Source organism: Nocardioides zhouii (assembly GCF_004137345.1).
In the GTDB taxonomy this organism is placed as follows: Bacteria; Actinomycetota; Actinomycetes; order Propionibacteriales; family Nocardioidaceae; genus Nocardioides; species Nocardioides zhouii.
The window spans coordinates 199,013-225,414 of the sequence record NZ_SDWV01000003.1 but is presented as its reverse complement, the minus strand read 5'-3'; the positions used below and the strand labels follow the sequence as shown (position 1 = coordinate 225,414).

The following is a 26,402-nucleotide window of genomic DNA, read 5'->3' as shown; positions in this document are numbered from 1 at the left end:
CGGACGGCCCTCGGTAGGCTTCCCACCTCACCACTCGACCCGGCACGACGAGACCGCTGCCCCCGACCCGCCATACGAGCAAGGACTGACGCTGTGTTCATCGCTGGCTTCCCCGCCGGACCCTGGGGGACCAACTGCTACGTCGTGGCCACGGGTCCCGGTGCCGAGTGCGTGGTCATCGACCCGGGCAAGGACGCGGCCGCGGGCGTCGAGCAGGTGGTCCGCGAGCACCGGCTGAAGCCGGTGAGCGTGCTGGTCACCCACGGGCACGTCGACCACATGTGGTGCGTGGCCCCGGTCGCCGGCACGTACGACGCGACCGCCTGGATCCACCCGAGCGACCGCCACCTGCTGGCCGACCCGATGGCCGGGATGAGCCCCGAGACGACCCAGATGCTGCTCGGCGGCAACCACACGTGGGCCGAGCCGGACGACGTACGCGAGCTGTCCGACCTCGCCGAGCTCGAGCTGGCCGGCATGAAGTTCGTCGTCGACCACACGCCCGGGCACACCGAGGGCTCGGTGACGTTCCGCTCGCCGTACGCGCAGCAGGACGTCTCCGAGGTGATGTTCTCCGGCGACCTGCTCTTCGCCGGCTCCATCGGCCGCACCGACCTCCCCGGCGGCGACCACGCGAAGATGCTGCGCAGCCTCGCCGGCAAGGTGCTGCCGCTGGCCGACGACATCGTCGTGCTGCCGGGCCACGGCGAGCAGACCTCCATCGGGCGCGAGCGCGCCACCAACCCCTTCCTCCACGACCTCGACCAGGACCTCTGATGAGCAAGATCAGCCCGCTGAGCGGGTTCCCCGAGCTGCTGCCCGCGCAGCGCGCCGTCGAGCGCGAGGTGATCGCGTCTCTGTCGCGCACCTTCGAGCTCCACGGCTTCGCCAACATCGAGACGCGCGTGGTCGAGCCGATCGACCGGCTGGCGAAGGGCGGCGAGGTCGACAAGGAGATCTACGTCCTCCAGCGGATCGCCGCCGCGCCCGACGCGAAGGCCGAGCTGGGCCTGCACTTCGACCTCACCGTCCCGTTCGCGCGGTACGTCCTCGAGCACGCGGGGCACCTCGAGTTCCCGTTCCGGCGCTTCCAGGTCCAGCCGGCCTGGCGCGGCGAGCGGCCGCAGGAGGGCCGCTACCGCCAGTTCACGCAGGCCGACGTCGACATCGTCGGTCGTGACGAGCTGCCCTTCCACCACGACGTCGAGGTGATGTCGGTGATGGTCGACGCGCTGCGTCGGCTCCCGATCCCGCGGCTGTCGTTCCAGTTCAACAACCGCAAGCTCATCCAGGGCTTCTACCGGGGCCTGGGCATCGACGACGTGACCGACGCGATCCGCGTCATCGACAAGCTCGACAAGCTCCCGGCCGACGAGGTCGCCACGATGCTGGTCGAGCGGGTCGGCACCACGCCGGAGCAGGCGCAGCGCTGCCTGGACCTCGCCACCATCCGGGTCGGCGACTCCTCCTTCGTCGAGCGGGTCCGCGCGCTGGGCGTCACCGATGAGCTGCTCGACGAGGGGCTCGAGGAGCTGGCCGCCGTGATCGAGGGCTGCCGCGCCGTCGCCGGCGACAGCGTCGACGTGGAGGCCAACCTGCGCATCGCGCGCGGCCTCGACTACTACACCGGCACCGTTGTGGAGATCTTCATGGCGGGCTATGAGCGGCTGAAGTCGGTCGGCGGGGGAGGGCGCTACGACGCGCTGGCCAGCGACGGTCGTACGACCTATCCCGGCGTCGGCGTGTCCTTCGGCGTCTCCCGCACCCTCATCCCCCTGATCGCCGACGGCGTGCTGTCCGGCAGCCGGCCCGTGCCGAGCGTCGTGCTCGTCGCCCTCAACACCGAGGACGACCGCGATGCCAGCGCCGCGGTCGCTACGGCCCTGCGCGCCCGGGAGATCGCCTGCGAGACCGCCCCTGCGCCGGCCAAGTTCGGCAAGCAGATCCGCTTCGCCGAGCGGCGCGGGATCCCGTACGTCTGGTTCGTCCAGGCCGACGCCAGCACGAATGAGATCCGTCACCAGGTCAAGGACATCCGCACGGGCACCCAGGTCGACGCGGACCCGTCCACCTGGGCCCCGCCGGAGCACGACCTCCGGCCCACCATCGTCAGCACCGTCAGCACTTCCCCCCATGATCAAGAGGAGAACCAGTGATCCGCACCCATGACGCCGGCGCCCTGCGCGCCGAGCACGTCGGCCAGACCGTCACGCTCGCCGGGTGGGTGGCGCGGCGACGCGATCACGGCGGGGTCGCGTTCCTGGACCTCCGCGAGGCCAGCGGCGTGGTGCAGGTCGTCGTCCGCGACGAAGCGGTCGCGCACAGCCTCCGTAGCGAGTTCTGCCTCAAGGTGACCGGCGAGGTCGTGGCCCGCAAGGACGGCAACCAGAACCCCAACCTCGCCACGGGCGACATCGAGGTGGTCGCCACCGACCTGGTCGTGCTCTCCACCTCCGACCCGCTTCCCTTCCCGATCGACGACGCGTCCGGCCACAAGGGCGGCGAGGTCGGCGAGGAGGCGCGCCTCAAGCACCGCTACCTCGACCTGCGCCGCTCCGGCCCCGCGGCCGCCCTGCGCCTGCGCAGCCGGATCAACAAGGCGGCCCGCGACGTGCTCGACGCGCGCGACTTCGTCGAGATCGAGACGCCCACCCTCACCCGCTCGACGCCCGAGGGGGCGCGCGACTTCCTGGTGCCGGCGCGACTGGCGCCCGGCAGCTGGTACGCCCTGCCGCAGAGCCCGCAGCTGTTCAAGCAGCTGCTCATGGTCGGCGGCATGGAGCGCTACTACCAGATCGCGCGCTGCTACCGCGACGAGGACTTCCGCGCCGACCGGCAGCCCGAGTTCACCCAGCTCGACATCGAGATGAGCTTCGTGGACCAGGAGGACGTCCTCGCGCTGATGGAGGACGTGCTCGAAGCGATGTGGGCGCAGGCCGGCCACACCATCGAGCGCCCGATCCCGCGGATGACGTACGCCGACGCGATGGCGCGGTTCGGTTCTGACAAGCCCGACCTGCGGATGGGCCTCGAGCTCGTCGACTGCACCGACTACTTCACGAACACCCCGTTCCGGGTCTTCCAGGCCGAGTACGTCGGCGCGGTGGTGATGCCCGGGGGCGCGAGCCAGCCCCGCAAGAAGCTGGACGGCTGGCAGGACTGGGCCAAGCAGCGCGGCGCCCGGGGCCTGGCGTACGTGCTGGTGCAGGAGGACGGCTCACTGACGGGGCCGGTCGCCAAGAACCTCTCCGAGGACGAGCTGGCCGGACTGGCGACCCACGTGGGCGCAGTGCCGGGGGACTGCGTGTTCTTCGCTGCGGGCGCGACCAAGAGCAGCCGGGCGCTGCTGGGTGCCGCCCGCCTCGAGATCGGCCGCCGTGGCGGGCTGATCGACGACTCGACGTTCGCGTTCACGTGGGTGGTCGACGCGCCGCTCTTCGAGCCGAGCTCCGAGGCGGTCGCCAGCGGCGACGTCGCGGTCGGTGCGGGCGCCTGGACGGCCGTGCACCACGCGTTCACCAGCCCCAAGGAGGAGTTCCTCGAGTCCTTCGACACCGACCCCGGCAGTGCGCTCGCGTACGCGTACGACATCGTCTGCAACGGCAACGAGCTCGGCGGCGGGTCCATCCGTATCCACCGCGGTGACATCCAGAAGCGTGTCTTCTCCGTGATGGGCCTGGCCGAGGACGAGGCGCAGGAGAAGTTCGGTTTCCTCCTCGACGCCTTCAAGTTCGGCGCACCGCCCCACGGCGGCATCGCCGTCGGCATGGACCGCATCGTCGCGCTCCTCGCCGGCACCGAGTCGATCCGCGATGTCATCGCCTTCCCCAAGTCCGGCGGCGGCTACGACCCGTTGACGGCCGCGCCTGCCCCGATCACGGCAGAGCAGCGCAAGGAGGCCGGGGTCGACGCCAGCCCGGCGAAGGACGGCGACACCGACGCGTAATCGTGTTGGTTGCACGCGTGGGACGGTCAAGGAAGTTGCGTCGCGCCCGCGATCCGGCGGAGGTTTGCCGGTCCGGGTGGCGTCAACTGGTTAATGCGTCGTAACTGGATCGTTACGCGTCAGTGATCGTCCGTGCGGCGCGGGTCACATACAGTCCTGTCTCGGCGCTGGCCTCGGGTGATCCCCGAAAGCGGTGCCGGGACAGTCCCGAACCAGATGGGGAGAGCATGTCGGCAGAGACCGCAGGACCGGAGACGCTGGGCTCGTTGAGCACCGAGCCGGAGCACCAGGATCCCAACAGCCAGCAGGCCAAGGAGATCTCCGGCAAGTCGCCGATGCGGATCGCGCTGGGCCGTCTGGCCCGCGACAAGATCGCCGTCATCTGCGCCATCGTCGTGCTGTTCTTCATCTTCTGTGCCGTCTTCGCCGGCCCGATCAGCAGCGTCTTCGGCGTGAGCCTCGAGACGCCGCTGGCGAGCGAGCGTGTCGACGGCCTCAACAAGGGTCTTCCGCTTCCCGAGATGGGCCCGCCCAACGGCGCGTTCACCATGGAGCACCCGATGGGCGTCGCGCCGCGCACCGGCGAGGACAACCTGGCTTACTGGCTCTACGGCTGCCGGGTGTCCCTCCTGATCGCCACCACCGCGACGATCTTCGCGAGCGTCGTCGGCGTGATCATCGGCCTGCTCGCCGGATTCCTCGGCGGAGCGGTCGACAAGATGCTGTCGTTCTTCATCGACATGTTCCTGACGGTCCCGTTCCTGCTCGCCGCGCTGACGCTGGCGCCGATCATCAACGACCGGTTCAACACCGCGGACAACTACGGGACGATCCAGAAGATCGCCCTCGTCGTCGTACTGTCGATCTTCGGCTGGATGGGCACGGCGCGACTGATCCGCGGTGAGGTCATCACGCTCCGCGAGCGCGAGTTCGTGCAGGCGGCCCGCGTGATGGGCATGCCCACCTCGCGCATCCTGTTCAAGGAGCTGCTGCCCAACCTCGCCGCCCCGATCATCATCAGCGTCTCCCTGATGCTGCCGACGTTCGTCGCGCTCGAGGCGGGCCTCGCCTTCCTCGGCATCGGCGTCACCGACGGTGTCTCGTGGGGCCAGACGATCCTCAAGGCCACCAACCTCACCTTCTTCCGTGAGTACCCGCAGTACCTGTGGCAGCCCCTGCTGGGCATCGTCGCGCTGGTGCTCTCCCTCAACCTCCTGGGCGACGCGGTCCGCGACGCCCTCGACCCCAAGACCCGACGCTGAGCACACGCTCAGCCACGGTCCATGCACGCGCCGGAGACGCCGTCCTCGGTGAGAACAAAAAGGAAAGGCTGGACAGCATGAAGCGGAACAAGCCGCTCGCGCTCGTCGCTGGCGCCGCTCTTCTGACCCTCGCTGCCTGTGGCGGCGGCTCGTCGGACGACGGCAGCACCGGTGACGATGGCGCGAAGAGGGACTTCGGCGGGCAAGAAGGTGGGACCAAGGACGCAGAGCGTCAGGGCCCCGCTGTCGAGGTCGAGGGCGCGACCGCCGGGGGGACCGTCACGGTCTACCTGCCGGGCGACCCGGGCCCCGACACGCTCGACCCGACCGCTGGATGGTCCGTTACGGGCAACTCGATCCAGCAGGCCCTGACGAGCCGTTCGCTGACCCAGTACGTCCGCGACGAGGACGGTCAGCCGGTGCTGGTCCCCGACCTCGCCACCGACCTGGGCACGGCCAACGAGGACTTCACCGAGTGGACCTTCACCATTCGTGACGACGCCACGTGGGAGGACGGCCAGCCCGTCACCGCCGACGAGGTTGCCTTCGGCATCTGCCGCTCGCTCGACTCCGAGGCGTTCCCGTCCGGTGCCGGCACCGAGTACTCCAAGACGTTCTTCGACGGTGCGGCGGACTATGAAGGTCCCTACACCGGCAAGGACCCGAAGTGCGAGAAGTGGTCCGGCATCTCGGTCGACGGCCAGGACGTCACGATCAAGATGGCCGTTCCGTTCCCCGACATGGACTACTGGGGCGCCTTCATGGCGATGGGCCCGGCTCCGCTCGGCAACGCCTCCAAGCCGCCGAACTACGGCAACAAGCCGCTGTCCAACGGCCCCTACAAGGTCGACAGCTACAAGCCGAACGAGGAGCTCGTCCTCGTCAAGAACGACCAGTGGTCCGCTGACTCCGACCCGGGTCGTCACCAGTACGCCGACGAGTTCGTGTTCAAGTTCAACCAGGACCAGGCCAAGGTCGACGAGATCATGCTCTCGGACAACTCCGACAGCCAGACCGCCGTCTCCACCGCCCTCGGTTCGGACAAGTACAACGACGCCAACGGCCAGCTCGGTGAGCGTCTCGTGCAGCAGACCTCGCAGTGCGTGAGCACCCTGACGCCTGACTACACCAAGATCACCGACATCAACGTCCGCAAGGCCCTCGCCTACGCATACCCCTACCAGGACGTGTGGATCGCCGGCGGCGAGGTTCCGGGCGTGACCCGCGTTCCCGCCAACTCGGTGATGCCCCCCGGCATGGCTGGCAAGAAGGAGTTCTTCGTCGACGGTGAGCAGATCACCTACGACCCGGAGAAGTCGAAGGCGCTCCTCGCGGAGGCCGGCTACGGCGACAAGCCGTACCCGATCACCATGGTGTTCTACGAGGTCGACCCCTTGGCCGTTGCCGGCCAGGAGCAGATCACGAAGGGCTTCGAGGCCGGAGGCTTCTCGGTCAAGGCCATCCCGGTCCAGGACTCGCCGTACAACATCTGGCTCGACCCGGACAACAAGGTCAACAAGAAGCTGAACCTCCGTGGCGTCAACTGGTGCTCGGACTGGCCGGCTGGTTCGACCATGCTGCCGCCGCTCCTGAAGGGTGGCGCTGTCTACAACACCGCGTTCTTCGACGAGCCGTCGATCAACGATGAGATGGACAACATCAACACCCTTCCGCTGGAGGAGCAGGCCGACGCCTGGGGTGCGCTGGACGAGAAGATCATGACGGAGTACTTCCCGATCATCCCGACCGCGTTCCGCAACGACCTGTTCGTGTTCGGCTCGAAGATCGGCAACCCGTCGGGCGATGGCTCGATCGGTGCGCCGAACTACAAGGACCTCTACGTCATGCAGTGATCCTGGTGCTCTCGCAGGACCGGAGGGCACCGCGTAGTTCCTAGTAGCAACCACTGACGGGTGGGGGCTCCCTGACCGGGAGCCCCCACTCGCCAGCCCGGACCCGGTAGGCTGTCCCGCCTCGGGGGTCCGACTCATCCACCATCCCCGGAGAGTGACCTGCGATGTTCGCTTATGTCGTGAAGCGGCTGATCTCGGGAGTTCTCGTCGTGACGTTGGTCTCGATGGCGATCTTCCTGTTGTTCTGGTTCGGCCCGTCGAGTCCCGCGCAGCCGATCTGCGACCGCGAGACCAGCAACCGGTGCACGCAGACCAAGCTTGCTCTGTACGAGAAGACGCTGGGCTACGACAACCCCGTCTACGAGGAGTACGGCAAGTACGTCAAGGGCATCTTCGTCGGACGTACGCTCACCATCGCCTCCAACGACTACGAGTGCGGCGCGCCGTGCCTCGGCGTCAGCTTCCGCACCAAGCAGCCGGTCAAGGAGGAGCTCGTCTCGCGGATCCCCGCGACCTTCTCCATCGCCATCGGCGGTGCGTTCCTCTACCTCCTCTTCGGCGTCCCCATCGGGGTCGCCGCCGCGAAACGACGCGGCACCGTGGCCGACAAGGCCCTCGTCTCGAGCTTCCTGTTCATCAGCTCGATTCCCTACTACCTCTTCGCGCTGCTGACCTGGCTCTACCTCACGATCACGTTCGAGGTGCCGTTCTTCAGCGACACGGGCTACTTCCCGATCACCGAGGTCGGACCGTTCAAGTGGTTCAGCGGCCTGTTCCTGGCTTGGGTCGCCCTCGGAATCTTCGGCTGCACCCAATACACGCGATTCACCCGCGGCGCGATGGTCGAGGCCCTCAGCGAGGACTACATCCGCACGGCCAAGGCCAAGGGCCTGCCCACGCGCACCATCGTCTACAAGCACGGGCTGCGCGCCGCCCTGGTGCCGGTCGTCACGATCTTCGGCATCGACTTCGGCACCCTGCTCGCCGGCACGATCTTCACCGAGCGGATCTTCGAGATCCAGGGCATCGGCTGGTGGAGCCTCGAGGCCGTGCAGGGCCGTGACCTGCCCGTCGTGCAAGCGACCGCGCTGTTCAGCGCCGTCGTCCTGATCATCTCCAACCTGCTCGTCGACGTCGTCTACAGCGTCCTCGACCCGAGGGTGAGGCTTTCGTGACCAGCGTTCCCATGACCCAGTCGTCCGCCGCCGAGAGGGACGCGGCCGAGGGGCCCTACCTCCAGGTCGAGGACCTGAAGGTCACCTTCCCGACGCAGGACGGTCCTGTCACCGCCGTGAGCGGGCTGACCTACTCCGTGGAGAAGGGCAAGACCCTCGGCATCGTGGGCGAGTCCGGCTCGGGCAAGTCCGTCTCGAGCATGGCCGTGATGGGCCTGCACGACGCCAAGTCCGCCCAGATCTCCGGCTCCATCCGGGTCGGCGGCACCGAGGTGGTCGGGCTCAGCGAGTCGAAGATGCGCGGCCTGCGCGGCAACTCAATGGCGATGATCTTCCAGGACGCCCTCGCCGCGCTGCACCCGTTCTACAAGATCGGCGGACAGCTCGAGGAGGCCTACCTCGTCCACCACTCGAGCGCCTCCAAGCGCGACGCCCGGCGCAAGGCGATCGAGATGCTCGACCGCGTCGGCATCCCCCAGCCCGACCGGCGTGTGGACGACTTCCCGCACCAGTTCTCCGGCGGCATGCGGCAGCGCGCGATGATCGCGATGGGCCTGATCAACGACCCGTCGCTCCTCATCGCCGACGAGCCCACCACGGCGCTCGACGTGACGGTGCAGGCCCAGATCCTCGACCTGCTCCAGGACCTGCAGCGCGAGTTCAACTCGGCCGTCATCATCATCACCCACGACCTCGGCGTCATCGCCGAGATGGCCGATGACGTCCTCGTGATGTACGCCGGCCGCTGCGTGGAGTACGGCACGTGCAAGCAGATCCTGGTCGCGCCGGAGATGCCGTACACGTGGGGCCTGCTGTCCAGCATCCCCGACGTGACGGCGTCGACCGACGCCCGCCTGATCCCGATCCCCGGCAACCCGCCCAGCCTCCTGCGGCCGCCGTCGGGATGCTCGTTCCATCCCCGGTGCGTGCACTCCGACAAGGTCCCCGGCGACCTGTGCCGCACCGAGCTCCCGGCGCTGTTGCCGGCCAGCTCCGGCACGGCCCACCTCAAGCGCTGCCACCTCGCGGATCCCTTGCAGATCTACCGCACCGAGGTGCTTCCCGAGATCGCCCCCGAGCTCGTCGAGGAGACCCGATGACCCAGGACCCCAACGCCCGCGCCCAGATCGAGCCCACCGAGGTGGGGGCGAACGCAGCCGAGACCGGAGACAGGCAGCTCACCGCGGAGGGCAGCCCGGAGACCCCGGACGCGTACGGCTCACACGAGATCAGCATCCAGGACCTCGACTTCGCCACGCTGGCGGAGCAGGGCCACACGGCCACCAAGCTCGACCCCCTCGCTCCGGCCGTGCTGTCGGTCGACAACCTCAAGATGTACTTCCCGGTGAAGTCCTCGGGTGTCGTGCGCCGCACCATCGGCCACGTCCAGGCCGTCGACGGGATCTCGTTCGAGGTGCCGAAGGGCGGCTCGCTGGGACTGGTGGGGGAGTCGGGCTGCGGCAAGTCGACGACGGGCCGGTTGATCACGCGGCTCTACAAGCCGACCGGCGGCTCGATGATGTTCCAGGGCCACGACCTCGCCAAGCTGTCGAGCCGTGAGATGAAGCCGCTGCGCCGCGACGTGCAGATGATCTTCCAGGACCCCTACACCTCGCTCAACCCTCGCCACACGGTCGGCACGATCGTCGGTGCCGCGCTCGAGGTGCACAAGATCGTCCCGAAGAACAAGGTGCTGCCGCGGGTCCAGGAGCTCCTCGAGATCGTGGGTCTCAACCCGGAGCACTACAACCGCTATCCCAACGAGTTCTCCGGCGGCCAGCGCCAGCGCATCGGCATCGCCCGCGCCCTGACGCTCAACCCCAAGGTGCTCGTCGCCGACGAGCCGGTCTCGGCCCTCGACGTCTCGATCCAGGCGCAGGTGGTCAACCTGCTGCAGGACATCCAGACCGAGTTCGACGTGTCGTTCCTCTTCATCGCCCACGACCTGGCGATCGTGCGGCACTTCTGCCCCGAGGTCGCCGTGATGTACCTCGGCAAGATCGTGGAGATCGGTGACCGCGAGACGATCTACGGCCGCCCGCACCACCCGTACACGCAGGCGCTGCTCTCCGCGGTGCCCGACGTGAAGCAGGCGGCGATCGGTGGTCGGCGCGAGCGCATCCGGCTCGAGGGTGACGTGCCGAGCCCGATCAACCCGCCGTCGGGCTGCCGGTTCCGCACGCGGTGCCAGTTCGCCCAGGAGATCTGCGCGAAGGTCGAGCCGCCCCTGCTCCAGATCGGGCCGCGTCACAAGGCGGCGTGCCACTTCGCCGGTGAGCTCGGGTCCCACCCGGCCACGCCGGTCACGACGCAGCTCCTCGGCGTCGACGACCAGGGCAGCCCGGTCGCGGGGGCCACGCCCACCAACACGCAGCTGACCATCCCGGGCTATGAAGAGACCTGGTACGACCTGAAGACCAAGCAGACCACGGGGGGCTGACCTCCTCTGTCGGAGCGTCGGGGGATACTCACCGACGTGGACGGCTTGTTCGAGATTCCGGGCGCGGGGCAACCCGCGCCCGGAGCCATGTCCGGATCCGTCCCGGGTGGCGGGTCGCTCGGCGCGAACACTCACGCCTCCGCGCCCCTGGCGGTGCGGATGCGGCCCCGTACGATCGATGAGCTCGTCGGCCAGCGGCAGCTGCGGGCCGCCGGCTCGCCGCTGCGGCGTCTCATCGAGGGCGACCAGTCGATGGCGCTGCTCCTCTGGGGTCCGCCCGGGACCGGCAAGACGACCATCGCGGCGATCGTCAGCCAGCAGACCCGGCGCCGCTTCGTCGAGGTGTCGGCGGTCGCGGCCGGCGTCAAGGAGGTCCGCGCGGCCATCGACGGGGCGCGCGCCGAGCTCGCGCGCGGCGGCCAGGAGACGGTGCTCTTCGTCGACGAGGTGCACCGCTTCACCAAGGCGCAGCAGGACGCCCTGCTGCCCGGCGTGGAGAACCGCTGGGTCACCCTCATCGCGGCCACGACCGAGAACCCGTTCTTCTCCGTCATCTCGCCCCTGCTGTCGCGGAGCCTGCTGCTGCGGCTGCAGTCGCTCACCGACGACGACGTGGCCGAGGTGATCGACCAGGCGCTCACCGACGAGCGTGGCCTCGCGGGTGAGACCGCCCTCGACGACGACGCCCGCGCCCACCTCGTACGCCTCGCGGGCGGTGACGCGCGGCGGGCGCTGACCTATCTCGAGGCCGCGGCCGGAGCGGCCGCCAGCACGGGCCTCGACGCCATCGACCTGGCGACCGCGGAGACGGCGGTCGACCAGGCCGCGGTGCGCTACGACCGCCAGGGCGACCAGCACTACGACGTGATCAGCGCCTTCATCAAGTCCATCCGCGGCTCCGACGTCGACGCCGCGCTGCACTACCTGGCGCGGATGATCGAGGCCGGCGAGGACCCGCGCTTCATCGCGCGCCGCCTGGTGATCAGTGCGAGCGAGGACATCGGGCTCGCCGACCCGACGGCCCTGCCGACGGCCGTGGCCGCCGCCCAGGCCGTGCAGCTGATCGGCATGCCCGAGGCGCGCCTCAACCTCGCCCAGGCCACGATCGCGCTCGCCGTGGCGCCCAAGTCCAATGCGGTCATCATGGCCATCGACGCTGCCCAGGCCGACGTACGCGCCGGCAAGATCGGCTCGGTCCCGCCCCACCTGCGCGACGGTCACTACGCCGGTGCGGCCACGCTCGGCCACAACAGCGGGGCGCCGAAGCCCTACGTCTACAGCCACGACGCGCCCTACGGCATCGCCGAGCAGCAGTACGCGCCCGACGAGCTCGCGGACGCGAGCTACTACCGCCCCACCGCCCTCGGTGCCGAGGCCGCGGTCAAGGAGCGCTGGGAGCGCGTACGCCGCATCGTGCGCGGAGACAGGAAGGCATGAGCAGGACCAAGCTGCTCGTCGGGGTGTGCCTCACCTTGCTGACCCTGGCCACGTGCACCGCCGGCGGGACCGAGAACGACGACGCCGGCCCTCGCGCCACGACGACCCCGACGTACGCTGACCAGGGGACCGGGAGGAAGGACCCGGGGCGCACGGCTCCCGCCGCCCCGGTCGCGGGTGCCGCCAGCGGAGGGACGATCACGGTCTACCTCCCCGGAGCGCCGGGTCCCGACACGCTCGACCCGACCGGTGCCTGGTCGGTCACCGGCAACGCGATCCAGCAGTCCCTCATCAGCCGCTCGCTGACCCAGTACGCCCGGGGTGCCGACGGTCAGCCCGTGCTGGTGCCGGACCTCGCCGTCGACCTGGGCCGGCACAACGCCGACTTCACCGAGTGGACCTTCACCATCCGCGACGACGCCACGTGGGAGGACGGCCGGACGGTCACCGCCGAGGAGGTGGCCTTCGGCATCTGCCGCTCGCTCGACTCCGACGCCTTCTCCGCAGGTCCGGGGACGGAGTACTCGGAGACCTACTTCGCCGGCGCCGAAGAATACGAGGGTCCCTACACGGGCGAGGACCCCGGCTGCGACGACTGGTCGGGCATTTCGGTCGACGGCCAGGACATCACGATCTCGATGTCCCGGCCGTTCCCGGACATGGACTACTACGGCGCGGTCATGGCCATGGGCCCGGCTCCGCTGGGCGACGCCGCCGAGCCGTCGACGTACCGCCAGGAGCCGGAGGCCACCGGCCCGTACAAGGTCGAGAGCTGGGTCTATGGCGAGGAGCTGGTGCTGGTCAGGAACGACGCGTGGGACGCGGGCTCCGACCCGGGTCGTCACCAGTACGCCAGCCGGTGGGTCTTCAAGTTCAACCAGGACCAGGCCAAGGTGGACGCGATCATGCTGGCGGACAGCTCGCCCGGCGAGGCCGCCGTGTCCACGTCGCTCGACGCCAACCTCTACAACCTCGCCCGCCTCCGGCTCGGGGACCGCCTGGTGCAGCAGCCGACGCAGTGCCTGTCGAGCCTGGCGCCCGACTACACCAAGATCACCGACATCGACGTCCGCAAGGCCCTCGCCTACGCGTACCCCTACGAGGACGCCTGGATCGCCAGCGGTGAAGTGCCGGACGTCAGCCGAGTGCCGGCCAGCTCGGTGATGCCTCCCGGCATGGCGGGTCAGCGCGACTTCCAGGTCGACGGCACGCAGATCACCTACGACCCGGAGAAGGCGAAGGAGCTCCTGGCCAAGGCCGGCTTCGGTGACGAGCCCTACCCGATCACGATGGTCTACTTCGAGCTCGACCCGCAGGCCGTCGCGGCCCAGGACCAGATCACCAAGGGCTTCGAGGCCAGTGGCTTCTCGGTCAAGGCCATCCCGGTCCAGGAGTCGCCGTTCAGCATCTGGACCGACCCCGACGACGAGGTGAACCAGACCCTCAACCTGCGCGGCGCGAGCTGGTGTCCCGCGTGGCCCGCCGGTGCGGCCATGCTCCCGCCGCTGTTGAGCCAGGGCGCGGCCTACAACACCGCCCAGTTCGACGAGCCCTCGATCGACAAGGCGATGGCCGCACTCTCCGCCCTGCCGGTCGGGGACCAGGCCGACGCCTGGGGGGCGCTGGACGAGAAGATCATGAAGACGTACTTCCCGGTCATCCCGATCGCCTACGTCAACCGCCTGTTCGTCTTCGGCGACCGGGTCGGCAACCCGTCCGGCGACGCCTCGATGGGTATGCCCAACTACAAGGACCTCTACGTCGTGCCGTGATTCCGCGCGGCTTATAGGGTGGCCCGGTGACGACGGAGCAGGTGTGGCTGGGCGCGTTCTGCGCTGCGGCGACCACGCTCGCTCTGGTTGCGCTCCTGCTGGCGCTCCGCTCGCGTCGCCGTGCACGTCGTACGGAGTCGCTGGTCGCCGCCCTCGTCGGACGGATCGACGTCCTCGAGTCCGGCGGCGCCGCGTCCTCGACCTCCGCCACCGGCCCCCTCGAGCCGCTGGGCGACGCTGACGCGACGACGTACGTCATCACGCACCTGGACCCTGGGGCGGCACCTCCGGCCCGGCCGATCGACGGTCGCCTGTTCGCCGACATCGTCGCCCGCGAGACCGTCGTGAAGGCCGCGTCGTGGACTGCCGGGCTGCGCCGGGCGCTGTCGCCCGAGAGCCGCAACCGGATCCGCTTCCAGGTGCGCCAGGAGACCAGGCGCGCCGGGCGCGAGCGGCGGGCCGAGACCAAGCAGGCGCTCCGCGAGTTCCGGGCCCGCGAGCGCGCCGCCGCTGGCCACACCGAGGTCGGGGAGGACGTTGCCTGATGGGTCGCCCACTCTGGTTCGTCGCCGGGGCGGGGGTCGGGGTGTACGCCGCTGCCCGCGCCCGCCGTGCCGCCGAGTCCCTCACCGCCGACGGCCTGCGTGATCGCCTGCGCGGGTGGCAGGTCGGCGCGCGGCTCTTCGCCGACGAGGTACACCAGGGCCGCACCGAGCGCGAAACCGAGTTGCGTGAGCAGCTCGGCCTCCGGCCTCATGGGCTACCCGAGCTCACCACGACCGACACGATGAAGGACCACTGATGGACACCGCCGAGATCCGCCGCCGATTCCTCGCGCACTTCGAGGCCGCCGGACATGCTGTGGTGCCCTCCGCATCGACGCTCGCCGACGATCCCAACCTGCTGTTCGTCAACGCCGGCATGGTGCCGTTCAAGCCCTACTTCCTCGGCCAGGAGACGCCACCCTTCGACCGCGCGACGAGCGTGCAGAAGTGCATCCGCACGCCCGACATCGAGGACGTCGGCAAGACGACGCGGCACGCCACGTTCTTCGAGATGTGCGGCAACTTCTCCTTCGGCGACTACTTCAAGGAAGGCGCGATCCAGCTCGCCTGGGACCTGATCACCAAGCCGGTCGCCGACGGTGGCTACGCGCTGGACAAGGACCGTCTCTACCCCTCGGTGCTGGTCGGCGACGACGAGGCCATCGCGCTCTGGATGAAGGTCACCGGGCTGCCCCGCGAGCGCATCGTCCAGCTCGGGCCCAAGGAGAACTACTGGTCGATGGGTGTCCCGGGCCCCGGCGGCCCGTGCTCGGAGATCCTCTTCGACCGCGGCCCGGACTTCGGTCCCGACTTCGACGCCGCCACGCTCGGCCCCGACATGCCGGTCGAGCTCGAGGACCGGCTGCTGGAGATCTGGAACCTCGTCTTCATGCAGGACGACCTCAGCGCCGTACGCTCCAAGTCCGACTTCGACATCGCCGGCTCCCTGCCCAAGAAGAACATCGACACCGGCATGGGGCTGGACCGCGTCGCGCTGCTGCTGCAGGGCAAGAAGAACATGTACGAGATCGACATCGTCCACCCGGTGATCGCGCGGGCCGAGCAGCTGACCGGCAAGACGTACGGCGCCGACCGCACGAACGCCGACGACATCCGGTTCAGCGTCGTCGCCGACCACGTGCGCTCCGCGATGATGCTCATCGGTGACGGCGTCACTCCCGGCAACGACGGCCGCGGCTATGTCCTGCGTCGGCTGCTGCGCCGCGCCGTACGCTCGATGCGCCTGCTCGGCTGCGAGGACCGGGTGCTTCCCGAGCTGATGCCGGTCTCCCGCGACGCCATGAGCCCGACCTACCCCAACCTGGTCACCGACTGGGAGCGCATCGCGCAGGTGGCCTTCGCCGAGGAGGACGCGTTCCGCAAGACGCTGCAGACCGGCGAGCAGGTGGCTCTCCGAGTAGTTGAGTCAGCCCAAGTGACCAAGATGGTGACGGCGCAGGATGCATTCACGATGCATGACACGTATGGGTACCCGATCGACCTCACGCTCGAGATGGCCGCAGAGCATGGGTTGCAGGTCGACCAGCAAGGCTTCATAGACCTCATGGCCGAGCAGCGCGACCGCGCCAAGGCCGACGCCCGCTCCAAGAAGGGCACCCACGGCGACACGGCCGTCTACCGCGGGATCTTCGACACGCACGGTCCGACCGAGTGGCTCGCCTACGAGACGCTCGAGACCGAGTCGCGCCCGCTGGCGCTGCTCAGCAGGGGAGAGGCCGTGCCGCGCCTCGTCGAGGGCGAGATCGGCGAGCTGGTCCTCGACCGCACGCCCTTCTACGCCGAGTCGGGCGGCCAGGTCGCCGATGCCGGCACGATCATCGTCGACGGCGGCAAGCTCGAGGTGATCGACGTCCAGCGACCGATCAAGGGCCTCGTCGTCCACCAGGTGCGCGTGGTCGAGGGCGAGCTGGACGCCACCCGTGAGGTCCACGCGCGCGTCGACCCCGAGTGGCGCATCGGCGCCCGGCAGGCCCACTCCGGCACGCACGTGGTGCACGCCGCACTGCGTGAGGTGCTCGGCCCGACGGCGCTGCAGTCCGGCTCCTACAACCGGCCCGGCTACCTCCGGCTCGACTTCGGGTGGACCCAGGCCCTGAGCCCCGAGCAGGTGCGCGACATCGAGCTCGTCTCGCAGCAGGCGCTCCGCGCCGACCTGGCCGTCGGCTGGGACTACATGACGCTCGAGCAGGCCAAGGAGTGGGGCGCGATCGCGCTCTTCGGCGAGACCTACGACAACACCCAGGTGCGCGTCGTCGAGATCGGCGGCCCGTGGTCGCGCGAGCTCTGCGGCGGCACGCACGTCGACCACTCGTCGCAGATCGGCACCGTCGTGGTCACCGGCGAGGCGAGCGTCGGCTCCGGCAACCGCCGGATCGAGGCGCTGACGGGCGTCGAGGGCTTCGGCTACCTCGCCCGCGAGCGCGACGTCGTGGCCCAGCTGACGAGTCTGCTCAAGACCCAGCCCGACGACCTCGTCGGCCGGGTTCAGGGGCTCGCCGAGCGGCTCCGTGCTGCGGAGAAGGAGCTCGAGAAGGCACGCCTCGCCCAGCTGCTCGGCGCCAGCGCCGAGCTGGCGGCCGGTGCGAGCCAGGTCGGTCCGGTCAAGGTCGTGGCCCACCGCGCCGACGGTGCCGGCGGCGCCGACGTACGCAACCTCGCGCTCGACGTACGCGGCCGGCTGCCCCGGGGTGAGCCGGGCGTCGTGGTGATCATCGGCCAGGCCGACGGCAAGGTGTCGGTCGTGGCCGCGACCAACGACGAGGCCAGGTCGCGCGGCCTGTCCGCGGGCGAGCTGGTGCGCGCTCTCGGACCGCTGCTCGGCGGCAAGGGCGGCGGCAAGGACGACGTCGCCCAGGGCGGCGGCAGCGACGCCTCGCGCATCGACGAGGCGCTTGCGCTGGTCACGACCGAGGTCGCCCGGGCGACCACGCAGGGCTGAGCGTGCGCTTCGGGGTGCGGCTGGGGATCGACCCGGGCGACGCCCGGATCGGCGTCGCGACGAGCGACCCCTCCGGCTTCCTCGCGACCCCGGTCGAGACGGTGCGCACCGGCCGGGGCGACGTACGCCGGATCGCCCAGCTGGTCGTCGAGCGGGAGGCCGTCGAGGTCGTCGTCGGGCTGCCGCGCTCCCTGAGCGGCGCCGAGGGGCCGGCGGCGCAGAAGGCACGCGCCTTCGCGGCGCGGCTGGCCCGCCGAGTTGCGCCAGTCCCCGTCAGACTGTGTGATGAACGACTGACCACGGTGTCCGCCGAGTCGATCCTGCGCGAGCAGGGCCGGCACGGGGCGAAGAGACGCGCCGTGGTGGACCAAGCAGCCGCGGTGCTGATCCTGCAGACTGCTCTCGACACCGAGCGGGCGAGCGGACAGGCACCGGGAGAGATCGTCGAGGTGAGTGACGGATGAGTGAGCACGAGGACCGGGCCGAGGACGAGGAGTCCTACGAGTACGTCCCCGGTGGTCGGCGGCGCAAGGGCCGCGGCCTCAAGGGGTGCCTGGCAGTCCTCGTCGCGCTCGCCGTGCTCGTCGGCGGCTTCTACGTCGGTCTCACCCAGGGCGTCTCGTGGGTCTCCGACCAGTTCCAGGGACCGGACGACTACGCCGGTCCCGGCACGGGCTCGGTCGAGTTCACCGTCAACGAGGGCGACACGGTCGCCCAGATGGGCCGCAACCTCAAGGAGCAGGGCGTCACCAAGTCCGTACAGGCGTTCATCGACGCCGCGGCAGGCGAGAGCGCGTCCAGCGGCATCCAGGTCGGTGACTACGAGCTGCAGAAGGAGATGAAGGCCTCCGACGCGCTCGAGGTGCTCATCGACCCGGCCAACCTCATCAGCTTCCCCACGGTGACCATCCCCGAGGGCCTGCGACTCGTCGACATCGTGTCCGTGCTCGCCGACAACACCGACTTCTCCCAGGGCGCCTACAACAAGGCGCTCGAGTCCGGAAAGCTCGGCCTCCCCGACTATGCCGAGGGCAACGCCGAGGGCTACCTCTTCCCGGCGACCTACGAGATCAAGCCGAACCAGAAGCCCGTCCAGATCCTCAGGACCATGGTCAGCCGCTGGCGCGATGCCGCCGATGCCGCCGACCTCGAGGGCCGGGCGGCAGAGCTGGGCCACACGCCGGCCGAGCTGATGATCATCGCCTCGCTGATCGAGGCCGAGGGCCGCGGCGCCGACATGCCGAAGATCTCCCGCGTCATCTACAACCGGCTCGACGGGCCCGGCGACAAGGGCGGCACCAACGGCACCCTGGGCATCGACGCGTCCAACGCCTACGGCCTCGGCAAGTCCGGCACCACGGCGTTGACCACCGAGGAGCTCGCGGTCGACACCCCCTACGACACCCGCCGGCGGGTCGGTCTGCCCCCGACGCCGATCGAGGCGCCCGGCGACGACGCCATCGCGGCGGCCGCCAACCCGGTCGACGGCCCCTGGTACTACTACGTCACGGTCAACCTCGAGACCGGCGAGACGAAGTTCTACGAGGACTACGACGGCTTCCTGGAGGGCAAGGCGGAGTACAACTCCTACTGCGAGACCTCGTCGGACCGCTGTTGAGCCGACGCTGCAGCGTGCTGGGTGATCCCATCGCCCACTCGCTCTCACCGGTGCTCCACCGGGCGGCCTACGTCGAGCTCGGGCTCGACTGGACCTACGACGCCCACCGGGTGCCTGCGGGTGGCCTGACGTCCTTCCTCGCCGGGCTGGACGAGACGTGGCGCGGGCTGTCCCTGACGATGCCGCTCAAGCGCGAGGCGCTCGCGCTGGCCGACCGCGTCACCGACCGCGCCCGGCTCGCGGGCGCCGTGAACACGCTGGTGCTCGAGGGCGACGGCACCCGGCTCGGCGACAACACCGACCTGCCCGGCGCCGTCGCGGCGATCCGGGAGCGTACGTCCCTCCCGCTGCGGTCGGCGGCGATCCTGGGCGGCGGCGCGACGGCCGTCTCGGTCGGACTCGCCCTGGTCGACCTGGGCGTGACCACGATCGAGGTGCTGGTGCGCGACGAGGCCGGGGCCGCCGAGACGATCGACCTGCTGCGGTCGCACCCGGCAGGCATCGACGTACGCACCGGGGCGCTGGACGCGACCGGTGACCTGGCCGTCGACGTCGTCGTCGCCACGATCCCGGCGGCCGCGCAGACCGACGCGCTGGTCGCGCGCTGTGCCGGCGTCCCGGTCGTCTTCGAGGCGCTGTACGACCCGTGGCCGACACCGCTGGCTGCCTCGGTCGACGAGTCCGGTAGCCGCACGCTCGTGGGCGGCCTCGACCTGCTCGTGCACCAGGCCGTCGTCCAGGTCGAGCTGTTCACCGGACTTCCTGCGCCGCTCGACGTGATGCGGGAGGCTGGCCGGCACGCCCTCGACGAACGGAGCCCTGAGTGAACGACGCCGTGCTGGCAGCCCTGCTCGGGCTCCTGGTCGCAGGCCTCGGTGGCCTGCTGGTGCCGCGACTGATCGCCTCCGTGCCGGAGCCGGCACCCAAGAAGTCGGAGGCCGCGCCCGACGAGACCGTCGAGTCCGAGGCCGATCCGCCCGCCACTCCTGAGGCCGAGGAGCCGCCGAAGACGGCGTACGTCGACATCGCGGCCCGGCCGGGGCTGGGCGTGCGCAGCGCCGCGATCTCCGCAGTGTGCGGTGCGGTGCTCGGTGCCGCGACCGGCCTCGACTGGCCACTGCTGTGGCTGCTCCCGCTGACCCCGGTGGCCGTCGCGCTGTCGGTGATCGACTGGCACACCCGGCTGCTGCCGCGCCGGATCGTGGTGCCCGTGACGCTGGCGGCGATCCTGCTGGTGGTCGTCGTCGGGCTCATGACCGACCAGCGCGACCACCTCGTGAGTGCGTTGGTGGTGATGGTCGTCGCGCGGTCCTTCTTCTGGGTCCTGTGGGCCGTGCTGGGCGGGGCCGGGATGGGGTTCGGCGACGTACGCCTGGCTGCCCCGGTCGGACTGGTGCTCGGCTGGGTCGGACCGGGCCCTGCCTTGCTCGGATTCTGGATCGGCATGGTCATCTTCGGCCTGCCCGGCCTTCTCCTCGCCATCGTCAAGCGGGACCGGAGCCTGATGAAGAAGCCGTTCCCGTTCGGGCCGTTCATGATCGTCGGCGCGCTGGTGGGTCTCGTCTGGGGGACCGCGCTCGCTGGGCGCATCTGGGGCTGAGAGACTGGAGCCATGCTCCGATGGCTCACTGCAGGCGAGTCCCACGGTCCCTCGCTGGTGGCGATCCTCGAGGGGCTGCCCGCCCACGTCCGTGTCACGACCGACGACCTCGCCGAGTCGCTTGCGCGGCGCCGGCTCGGCTACGGCCGCGGTGCGCGGATGAAGTTCGAGCAGGACCAGATCCGCGTGCTCGGCGGCGTCCGGCACGGTGAGACGCAGGGCGGCCCTGTCGCCATCGAGGTCGGCAACACCGAGTGGCCGAAGTGGGAGAAGGTCATGTCGGCCGACCCCGTCGACCCGGTGGAGCTCGACGCCCTGGCCCGCAACGCGCCGCTGACCCGGCCGCGCCCCGGTCACGCCGACCTCGTCGGGATGCAGAAGTACGCCTTCGACGAGGCCCGCCCGATCCTCGAGCGCGCGTCCGCCCGCGAGACCGCGGCCCGCGTGGCGCTCGGCCGGGTGGCGTCCAACTTCCTCGAGCAGGCCACCGGTGCGCGGATCGTGTCGCACGTCGTCTCGCTCGGCGGGGTGAAGGCGCCCGCGGGCGTCGTACCCGCCCCCGACGATGTCGCGCGCCTCGACGCCGACGAGGTCCGCTGCCTCGACCCCGAGGCGAGCGCCGCGATGGTGGCGCGCATCGACCAGGCCCACAAGGACGGCGACACGCTCGGCGGCGTCGTCGAGGTCGTCGTGCACGGGCTGCCGCCGGGCCTCGGCTCGCACGTCCACTGGGACCGCCGCCTCGACTCCAAGCTGGCCGGCGCGCTGATGGGCATCCAGGCGATCAAGGGCGTCGAGGTCGGCGACGGCTTCGAGCTGGCCGACACCCCGGGGTCGCTCGCGCACGACGAGATCGTCCCGACCGACGACGGGCTGCGGCGTACGACTGGCCGCTCCGGTGGCACCGAGGGCGGTATGTCCACCGGCGAGGTGCTGCGGGTCCGCGCGGCGATGAAGCCGATCGCCACCGTGCCCAAGGCCCTGCGCACGGTCGACGTCGCCACCGGCGAGGCCACCGTCGCGCACCACCAGCGCTCGGACGTCTGCGCCGTGCCCGCCGCCGGGATCGTCGCCGAGGCGATGGTCGCGCTCGTGCTGGCCGACGCGGTCGTCGAGAAGTTCGGCGGCGACTCGGTCCAGGAGACGCGGCGCAACGTCGAGTCCTACCTCGACACGCTCCGGTACCGCTGATGCCCCCACGCGTGGTGCTGGTCGGCCCGATGGGTGCCGGCAAGACGACCGTCGCCGGGCTGCTCGGCGAGGCGTGGCAGGTGCCGGTGCGCGACACCGACGCCGACATCGAGGCCGGCACCGGCCGCGAGATCTCCGACATCTTCGTCGAGTCGGGGGAGGAGACCTTCCGCGAGCTCGAGGCTGCCGCGGTCGCGGCGGCCGTCGCCGAGCACGAGGGCGTCCTGGCCCTCGGCGGTGGTGCGGTGCTGCGCCCCGGCGCGCGTGACCTGCTGGCCGGCCTGACCGTGGTGTTCCTGCGGGTAGGACTCACCGACGCCGTGAAGCGGGTCGACCTCGGCATCGGGCGGCCGCTGCTCCTCGGCAACGTCCGCTCGCGCATCAAGGCGCTGCTCGACGAGCGCACGCCCATCTACGAGTCCGTCGCGACCCACGTGGTCGAGACCGACGGCCGCACCCCCGACGAGGTTGCCGCGGAGATCCGGGAGCTGCTCTCGTGAGCACCTCGGACGACACCGTCCTGCACGTCGGCGGCGCCTCGCCGTACGACATCGTGGTCGGTCACGACCTGACCGCGCGACTCCCCGAGCTGTTGGGTGAGTCAGTGGAGCGCGTCGCCGTGCTGTACGCGGGAGCGCTCGGCGCGCTCGCCGACCCGATCGTCGACGCGCTGGTCGAGCACTACGACGTCCTCGCCCTCGGGCTACCCGAGGGTGAGCGCGCCAAGACCGCCCCCGTCGCCGCCGACTGCTGGGAGGCGCTGGGCGAGGCCGGCTTCACCCGGTCGGACGCCGTGGTGACGATCGGCGGCGGCTCCGCCACGGACCTCGGTGGCTTCGTCGCCGCGACCTGGCTCCGGGGCGTACGCGTCGTGCACGTGCCGACGACCCTGCTCGCGATGGTCGATGCGGCCGTCGGTGGCAAGACCGGCATCAACACCGGTGCCGGCAAGAACCTCGTCGGGGCGTTCCACGAGCCGGCCGGTGTGCTGTGCGACCTCTCCCTGCTGGCCTCGCTGCCGCGCGAGGAGCTCGTCGCGGGGCTGGGCGAGGTCGTCAAGTGCGGCTTCATCGCCGACCCGGCGATCCTCGAGATCGTCGAGCGCACCGATCCTGCCGCGCTGACCGCCGACTCGCCCGAGCTGCGCGAGCTCGTCGAGCGGGCGATCCGGGTCAAGGTCGACGTCGTCGTCGGCGACCTGAAGGAGACCAGTGCCCGTGGGGGAGTCGGACGCGAGGTGCTCAACTACGGCCACACGCTCGCGCACGCGATTGAGCGCACGAGCGACTACACCGTCCGCCACGGCGAGGCCGTCGCGATCGGGTGCGTCTTCGTCGCCGAGCTGGCCGCCCGCGCCGGCTCGCTCGACCCCGCGATCGTCGAGCGGCACCGTGCGGCGCTGTCGCGCGTCGGCCTGCCGACGACGTACGACGCCGCGTCGTTCGACGACCTCCACGCGGCCATGAAGATCGACAAGAAGGCGCGCGGATCGCAGCTGCGGTTCGTCGTGCTCGACGACCTCGCCTCCCCGCGGATCCTCGCCGGCCCCGGCGAGGAGGACCTGCGGGCGGCGTACGCCGCGATAACGTCCGCCGGGTGAGCGAACCGGATCCCGACGTCCACGTCTCCGAGTCCGGAGGCACCATGCAGCGCCTCTCCGGCGCTGCATCCCCTCGTCCCGTCGACCTCGAGGTCCTGTCGCCGCTGCAGGTGGCCGAGGGCGCCGGCCCGTGGTGCCCGGCAGGTGCCGGACCGTTCCTCGCCGTGGGGGACGTCGTCCAGTGGCGCTACGCGACCAGGTGCGACCCGATGCGCGTGGTCCGTGACGACGAGCGCGGGCTGGTGGCGTGGCTGGCCGACGACACCGAGCTGCTGTCCACGGCGCCCGGGGACGGCGTGGCACTGCGGGACAAGCCACTCGCCGAGCGCTTCCTGGGCGACCGGGTGCCCGCGCTCGGCACCTGGCGGGGCGGCGGCATCCTCCGCATCGCGCCCACCGACCGGCCGTGGTCGGTGTGGGTCTTCCGGGAGGACGACGGATCGCTGGCCGGCCACTACGTGAATCTCGAGCTGCCGCACCGACGGCACGGCGACGAGACCAACACCCGCGACCTGATCCTCGACCTGTGGCTCGAGCCGTCGGGCGTGCTGTGGCTCAAGGACGCCGATGAGCTCGAGGCCGTCGTGGAGGCGGGGCGCTACCTGCCCGAGCAGGCCGCCGAGGTGCGCGCGATCGGCGAGTGGGCCCGCGCCGAGCTGGTCGAGGGACGCGACTGGCCCCTCGACGACGAGTGGACGGCGTGGCGCCCGCCCGCCGCATGGACCACGCCGCCGCTGCCGGACACTCCGCTGGTGGCCGAGGCGCGGCGCACTACGCTGCCGTGATGAAGGTCTTGGTGCTCAACGGACCCAACCTGGGCCGCCTCGGTCGCCGCCAGCCGGAGATCTACGGCTCCACCACGCACGCCGAGCTCGCGCACCAGTGCGTCGAGTGGGGCAGCGGTCTCGACCTCGAGGTCGAGGTGCGCCAGACCAACCACGAGGGCGAGCTGCTCGACTGGCTCAACACCGCCGCCGACGACGGGGTCCGGGTCGTCCTCAACGCCGGCGCCTGGACGCACTACTCGCTGGCCCTCTGGGACGCCTGCGCCCAGCTCTCCGCGCCGCTCGTCGAGGTGCACATTTCCGACCCGAAGCAGCGCCCGGAGGAGTTCCGGCACACCTCCGTCGTCGAGCCGCACGCAGCGCTCACGATCGCGGGTGAGGGAGTCGACGGCTACCGTCGCGCGCTGGAGTTCCTCGCCGGACCCGGCTAGACCTCCCTTCCGCCAGGCACTCGGCGAGCGCGACAATGTGCGAGCGGGGAGGGAGGCGGTCCCCATGCGCGTGCGCTACGTGCTGACGGCACTCGCGGTGGCGCTGGCGACCGGCGTCGTCTGCGTCGGCGGACTCTCACGGATCGCCATGTCACTGCTCGCCAGCCGCAACCCGCAGGCCGCCGGGCGCACGAGTGACGACGGCTTCGAGATGGGCGTGGTGACCTTCGACGGGTCGATGAACCTCGCCGTCCTGGGCCTCTTCGTCGGCGTCGCCGGCTGGCTGGTGTACCTCGTGGCCAGGCCGCTGCTGTTCGGCCCGGGCTGGTTCCGCTGGTTCTGCCTCAGCATCCCGCCGGGCGTGGTCGTGGCGAGCCTGATCGTGCACCCCGAGGGCGTCGACTTCACCCTCCTCGGCCCGGTGTGGCTCACCGTCGGCCTCTTCGTGCTCGTGCCCGCGACCTACGGGCCGCTCATGCACCTCGCGATGGTGCGCCTCGGAGGCACGCCGCCGGGCGAGGACCTGGCCGTCCGCGCCCCCGCGGTCGCGTGGACCCTGCGGGCGTTCTTCGCGGCGCTGTCGGTGCTGGCGTTCGTGGGGCTCGTGGGCGACGTCCAGACCCTCGCCTGAGCCGATCCGTGCGAGCCTTTGGCGCATGGACGAACGGGTGGAGCTCAGCGCGCTGGCGATCAACGTGGCCATCCCCGAGGACCTGCGGTGGCGCGACACGCGACGCGACGAGGAGTTCGAGCTCCAGTCGCTGACGATCCGGATGCTGCCCGACGGCTCGCTGGCCGCCAAGGCCTACGGACGGCCGGTCGCGGGCGGCCGCGGGGCGTACGTCTCGTTCCCGGTGCCCGACCGTCCCGAGATCACCGCGCTGATCTCGGCGGCGGCCGACGAGGCCTCGCGTCGATGGGCCGCCCACACCTGATTGGATCGACGGGTGCTGCCCTTCCGCCAGGTCGATGTCTTCAGCGCCGAGCCGTGGCTCGGCAACCCGCTCGCAGTGGTCCACGACGCCGACGGCGTGACCGATGAGCAGATGGCGCGGTTCGCGCGGTGGACCAACCTGTCCGAGACCACGTTCCTCTGCGCACCGACGGGCCCGGGCGCTGACTACCGCGTTCGGATCTGGACGACCGGCGGCGAGCTCCCGTTCGCCGGGCACCCCACCATCGGCAGCGCCCACGCGTGGCTCGAGGCTGGGGGAGTGCCCCGCGGCGACGTGATCGTCCAGGAGTGCGGTGCTGGCCTCGTCGACGTACGCCGCTCGCCGCGGCTCGGCTTCGCCGCACCACCGCTCCGTCGGTCCGGGCCCGTCGTGGCGGATCTGCGGGCGCGCATCGTTCGTGCGCTCGGCATCGACGACGCCTCGGTGGAGGACATGGCGTGGATCGACAACGGTCCCGGCTGGGTCGGCGCCGACCTCGGTTCGGCGCGAGCCGTGCTCGAGGTGGTGCCTGACATCGCCGCCTTCACCGACCTCAAGGTCACGATCCTCGGCCGCTGGGACGACGCGTCGGCCAGCGAGCTCGGCGCCGACGTCGAGGTGCGGGCGTTCTACGCCGATGGTCGCGATTTCGGCGAGGACCCCGTCACCGGGTCGGCCAACGCCGGCCTCGCGCAGTGGCTGATCGGCACCGGCGCCCTGCCGGCGGCGTACACGTCCCGGCAGGGCAGCGTCATCGGCCGGGAGGGACGCGTCCGCTTGGAAGCGGACGGCGACAGGGTGTGGGTGTCGGGCGATGCGGTGACCCGGATCGTCGGCGAGGTCGATCTTTGAC

Annotated in this window: 25 protein-coding genes; all 25 read left to right on the top strand. The window is 70.6% G+C overall.

Annotated features, from left to right (window positions below):
- Positions 1 to 93 precede the first annotated feature (93 nt).
- The 25 genes from EUA94_RS04370 to EUA94_RS04250 all read left to right on the top strand — a co-directional run bounded on the left by EUA94_RS04370 (position 94) and on the right by EUA94_RS04250 (position 26,401).
- Positions 94 to 777 (top strand): MBL fold metallo-hydrolase, encoded by a 684-nt coding sequence (locus EUA94_RS04370; protein WP_129425046.1) that lies wholly within the window; start codon positions 94 to 96, stop codon positions 775 to 777.
- Entirely contained in the window at positions 777 to 2,156 is a 1,380-nt protein-coding gene (gene hisS / locus EUA94_RS04365; protein ID WP_129425044.1) for a histidine--tRNA ligase, read from the top strand. The genes EUA94_RS04370 and hisS overlap by 1 nt, the downstream gene beginning before the upstream one ends.
- Positions 2,153 to 3,946, top strand: coding sequence for an aspartate--tRNA ligase (gene aspS / locus EUA94_RS04360; protein WP_129425042.1), 1,794 nt, complete (start codon positions 2,153 to 2,155; stop codon positions 3,944 to 3,946). Before hisS ends, aspS begins: the two co-directional genes overlap by 4 nt.
- A 227-nt stretch (positions 3,947 to 4,173) precedes the next feature.
- Positions 4,174 to 5,208 carry an ABC transporter permease gene (locus EUA94_RS04355; protein ID WP_129425040.1) on the top strand — a complete coding sequence of 345 codons (1,035 nt, stop codon included), beginning with the start codon at positions 4,174 to 4,176 and terminating at the stop codon, positions 5,206 to 5,208.
- A 77-nt stretch (positions 5,209 to 5,285) separates the two neighbouring features.
- Positions 5,286 to 7,061 carry an ABC transporter substrate-binding protein gene (locus EUA94_RS04350; RefSeq protein ID WP_129425038.1) on the top strand — a complete coding sequence of 592 codons (1,776 nt, stop codon included), beginning with the start codon at positions 5,286 to 5,288 and terminating at the stop codon, positions 7,059 to 7,061.
- 164 nt (positions 7,062 to 7,225) lie between these two features.
- Positions 7,226 to 8,236, top strand: coding sequence for an ABC transporter permease (locus tag EUA94_RS04345; protein WP_129425036.1), 1,011 nt, complete (start codon positions 7,226 to 7,228; stop codon positions 8,234 to 8,236).
- Positions 8,237 to 8,247: 11 nt separating this feature from the next.
- On the top strand, positions 8,248 to 9,336 hold the full coding sequence (locus EUA94_RS04340) for an ABC transporter ATP-binding protein (RefSeq protein ID WP_129425193.1): 1,089 nt from the start codon (positions 8,248 to 8,250) through the stop codon (positions 9,334 to 9,336).
- Positions 9,333 to 10,676, top strand: coding sequence for an ABC transporter ATP-binding protein (locus EUA94_RS04335; RefSeq protein WP_277986076.1), 1,344 nt, complete (start codon positions 9,333 to 9,335; stop codon positions 10,674 to 10,676). The genes EUA94_RS04340 and EUA94_RS04335 overlap by 4 nt, the downstream gene beginning before the upstream one ends.
- A gap of 87 nt (positions 10,677 to 10,763) precedes the next feature.
- Positions 10,764 to 12,113, top strand: coding sequence for a replication-associated recombination protein A (locus tag EUA94_RS04330; protein WP_129425189.1), 1,350 nt, complete (start codon positions 10,764 to 10,766; stop codon positions 12,111 to 12,113).
- On the top strand, positions 12,110 to 13,885 hold the full coding sequence (locus EUA94_RS04325) for an ABC transporter substrate-binding protein (RefSeq protein ID WP_129425034.1): 1,776 nt from the start codon (positions 12,110 to 12,112) through the stop codon (positions 13,883 to 13,885). Before EUA94_RS04330 ends, EUA94_RS04325 begins: the two co-directional genes overlap by 4 nt.
- A 26-nt stretch (positions 13,886 to 13,911) precedes the next feature.
- Positions 13,912 to 14,430, top strand: a complete 519-nt coding sequence (locus EUA94_RS04320) for a hypothetical protein (RefSeq protein WP_129425032.1) — start codon at positions 13,912 to 13,914, stop codon at positions 14,428 to 14,430.
- Entirely contained in the window at positions 14,430 to 14,687 is a 258-nt protein-coding gene (locus EUA94_RS04315; protein ID WP_129425030.1) for a DUF6167 family protein, read from the top strand. The genes EUA94_RS04320 and EUA94_RS04315 overlap by 1 nt, the downstream gene beginning before the upstream one ends.
- The gene (gene alaS, locus EUA94_RS04310; RefSeq protein ID WP_129425028.1) at positions 14,687 to 17,389 is read left to right on the top strand and encodes an alanine--tRNA ligase; all 2,703 of its coding nucleotides are present in this window, start codon (positions 14,687 to 14,689) and stop codon (positions 17,387 to 17,389) included. Before EUA94_RS04315 ends, alaS begins: the two co-directional genes overlap by 1 nt.
- 2 nt (positions 17,390 to 17,391) lie before the next feature.
- Complete coding sequence (gene ruvX, locus EUA94_RS04305; protein ID WP_129425026.1) at positions 17,392 to 17,853, top strand: Holliday junction resolvase RuvX; 462 nt, start codon at positions 17,392 to 17,394, stop codon at positions 17,851 to 17,853.
- The gene (gene mltG, locus EUA94_RS04300) at positions 17,850 to 19,007 is read left to right on the top strand and encodes an endolytic transglycosylase MltG (protein WP_129425024.1); all 1,158 of its coding nucleotides are present in this window, start codon (positions 17,850 to 17,852) and stop codon (positions 19,005 to 19,007) included. The genes ruvX and mltG overlap by 4 nt, the downstream gene beginning before the upstream one ends.
- A gap of 14 nt (positions 19,008 to 19,021) precedes the next feature.
- Entirely contained in the window at positions 19,022 to 19,834 is an 813-nt protein-coding gene (locus tag EUA94_RS04295) for a shikimate dehydrogenase (RefSeq protein ID WP_129425022.1), read from the top strand.
- On the top strand, positions 19,831 to 20,607 hold the full coding sequence (locus tag EUA94_RS04290) for a prepilin peptidase (RefSeq protein ID WP_129425020.1): 777 nt from the start codon (positions 19,831 to 19,833) through the stop codon (positions 20,605 to 20,607). The genes EUA94_RS04295 and EUA94_RS04290 overlap by 4 nt, the downstream gene beginning before the upstream one ends.
- A 12-nt stretch (positions 20,608 to 20,619) precedes the next feature.
- Positions 20,620 to 21,798, top strand: coding sequence for a chorismate synthase (aroC, locus tag EUA94_RS04285; RefSeq protein ID WP_129425018.1), 1,179 nt, complete (start codon positions 20,620 to 20,622; stop codon positions 21,796 to 21,798).
- Positions 21,798 to 22,298: a shikimate kinase gene (locus EUA94_RS04280; protein WP_207210390.1), complete on the top strand. Its 501-nt coding sequence runs from the start codon at positions 21,798 to 21,800 to the stop codon at positions 22,296 to 22,298. The genes aroC and EUA94_RS04280 overlap by 1 nt, the downstream gene beginning before the upstream one ends.
- Positions 22,295 to 23,398, top strand: coding sequence for a 3-dehydroquinate synthase (aroB, locus tag EUA94_RS04275; protein ID WP_129425016.1), 1,104 nt, complete (start codon positions 22,295 to 22,297; stop codon positions 23,396 to 23,398). The genes EUA94_RS04280 and aroB overlap by 4 nt, the downstream gene beginning before the upstream one ends.
- Positions 23,395 to 24,183, top strand: coding sequence for a ribonuclease FAU-1 family protein (locus EUA94_RS04270; RefSeq protein WP_129425014.1), 789 nt, complete (start codon positions 23,395 to 23,397; stop codon positions 24,181 to 24,183). Before aroB ends, EUA94_RS04270 begins: the two co-directional genes overlap by 4 nt.
- Positions 24,183 to 24,614 carry a type II 3-dehydroquinate dehydratase gene (locus EUA94_RS04265; protein ID WP_129425012.1) on the top strand — a complete coding sequence of 144 codons (432 nt, stop codon included), beginning with the start codon at positions 24,183 to 24,185 and terminating at the stop codon, positions 24,612 to 24,614. Before EUA94_RS04270 ends, EUA94_RS04265 begins: the two co-directional genes overlap by 1 nt.
- Positions 24,615 to 24,678: 64 nt before the next feature.
- The gene (locus EUA94_RS04260; protein WP_129425010.1) at positions 24,679 to 25,245 is read left to right on the top strand and encodes a hypothetical protein; all 567 of its coding nucleotides are present in this window, start codon (positions 24,679 to 24,681) and stop codon (positions 25,243 to 25,245) included.
- Between the two features lie 25 nt (positions 25,246 to 25,270).
- Complete coding sequence (locus tag EUA94_RS04255) at positions 25,271 to 25,549, top strand: hypothetical protein (RefSeq protein ID WP_129425008.1); 279 nt, start codon at positions 25,271 to 25,273, stop codon at positions 25,547 to 25,549.
- Between the two features lie 12 nt (positions 25,550 to 25,561).
- Positions 25,562 to 26,401, top strand: coding sequence for a PhzF family phenazine biosynthesis protein (locus tag EUA94_RS04250; protein WP_129425006.1), 840 nt, complete (start codon positions 25,562 to 25,564; stop codon positions 26,399 to 26,401).
- Position 26,402 lies beyond the last annotated feature (1 nt).

Excerpts from the sequence above, each read along its gene's own strand:
- EUA94_RS04345 (WP_129425036.1), top strand. The coding sequence starts at position 7,226 with ATGTTCGCTTATGTCGTGAAGCGGCTGATCTCGGGAGTTCTCGTCGTG.
- EUA94_RS04255 (WP_129425008.1), top strand. The coding sequence starts at position 25,271 with ATGGACGAACGGGTGGAGCTCAGCGCGCTGGCGATCAACGTGGCCATC.
- EUA94_RS04265 (WP_129425012.1), top strand. The coding sequence starts at position 24,183 with ATGAAGGTCTTGGTGCTCAACGGACCCAACCTGGGCCGCCTCGGTCGC.
- EUA94_RS04350 (WP_129425038.1), top strand. The coding sequence starts at position 5,286 with ATGAAGCGGAACAAGCCGCTCGCGCTCGTCGCTGGCGCCGCTCTTCTG.
- mltG (WP_129425024.1), top strand. The coding sequence starts at position 17,850 with ATGAGTGAGCACGAGGACCGGGCCGAGGACGAGGAGTCCTACGAGTAC.
- EUA94_RS04325 (WP_129425034.1), top strand. The coding sequence starts at position 12,110 with ATGAGCAGGACCAAGCTGCTCGTCGGGGTGTGCCTCACCTTGCTGACC.
- aroC (WP_129425018.1), top strand. The coding sequence starts at position 20,620 with ATGCTCCGATGGCTCACTGCAGGCGAGTCCCACGGTCCCTCGCTGGTG.
- alaS (WP_129425028.1), top strand. The coding sequence starts at position 14,687 with ATGGACACCGCCGAGATCCGCCGCCGATTCCTCGCGCACTTCGAGGCC.
- EUA94_RS04335 (WP_277986076.1), top strand. The coding sequence starts at position 9,333 with ATGACCCAGGACCCCAACGCCCGCGCCCAGATCGAGCCCACCGAGGTG.
- EUA94_RS04260 (WP_129425010.1), top strand. The coding sequence starts at position 24,679 with ATGCGCGTGCGCTACGTGCTGACGGCACTCGCGGTGGCGCTGGCGACC.
- EUA94_RS04315 (WP_129425030.1), top strand. The coding sequence starts at position 14,430 with ATGGGTCGCCCACTCTGGTTCGTCGCCGGGGCGGGGGTCGGGGTGTAC.
- EUA94_RS04280 (WP_207210390.1), top strand. The coding sequence starts at position 21,798 with ATGCCCCCACGCGTGGTGCTGGTCGGCCCGATGGGTGCCGGCAAGACG.
- hisS (WP_129425044.1), top strand. The coding sequence starts at position 777 with ATGAGCAAGATCAGCCCGCTGAGCGGGTTCCCCGAGCTGCTGCCCGCG.
- EUA94_RS04355 (WP_129425040.1), top strand. The coding sequence starts at position 4,174 with ATGTCGGCAGAGACCGCAGGACCGGAGACGCTGGGCTCGTTGAGCACC.
- EUA94_RS04340 (WP_129425193.1), top strand. The coding sequence starts at position 8,248 with ATGACCCAGTCGTCCGCCGCCGAGAGGGACGCGGCCGAGGGGCCCTAC.
- EUA94_RS04330 (WP_129425189.1), top strand. The coding sequence starts at position 10,764 with ATGTCCGGATCCGTCCCGGGTGGCGGGTCGCTCGGCGCGAACACTCAC.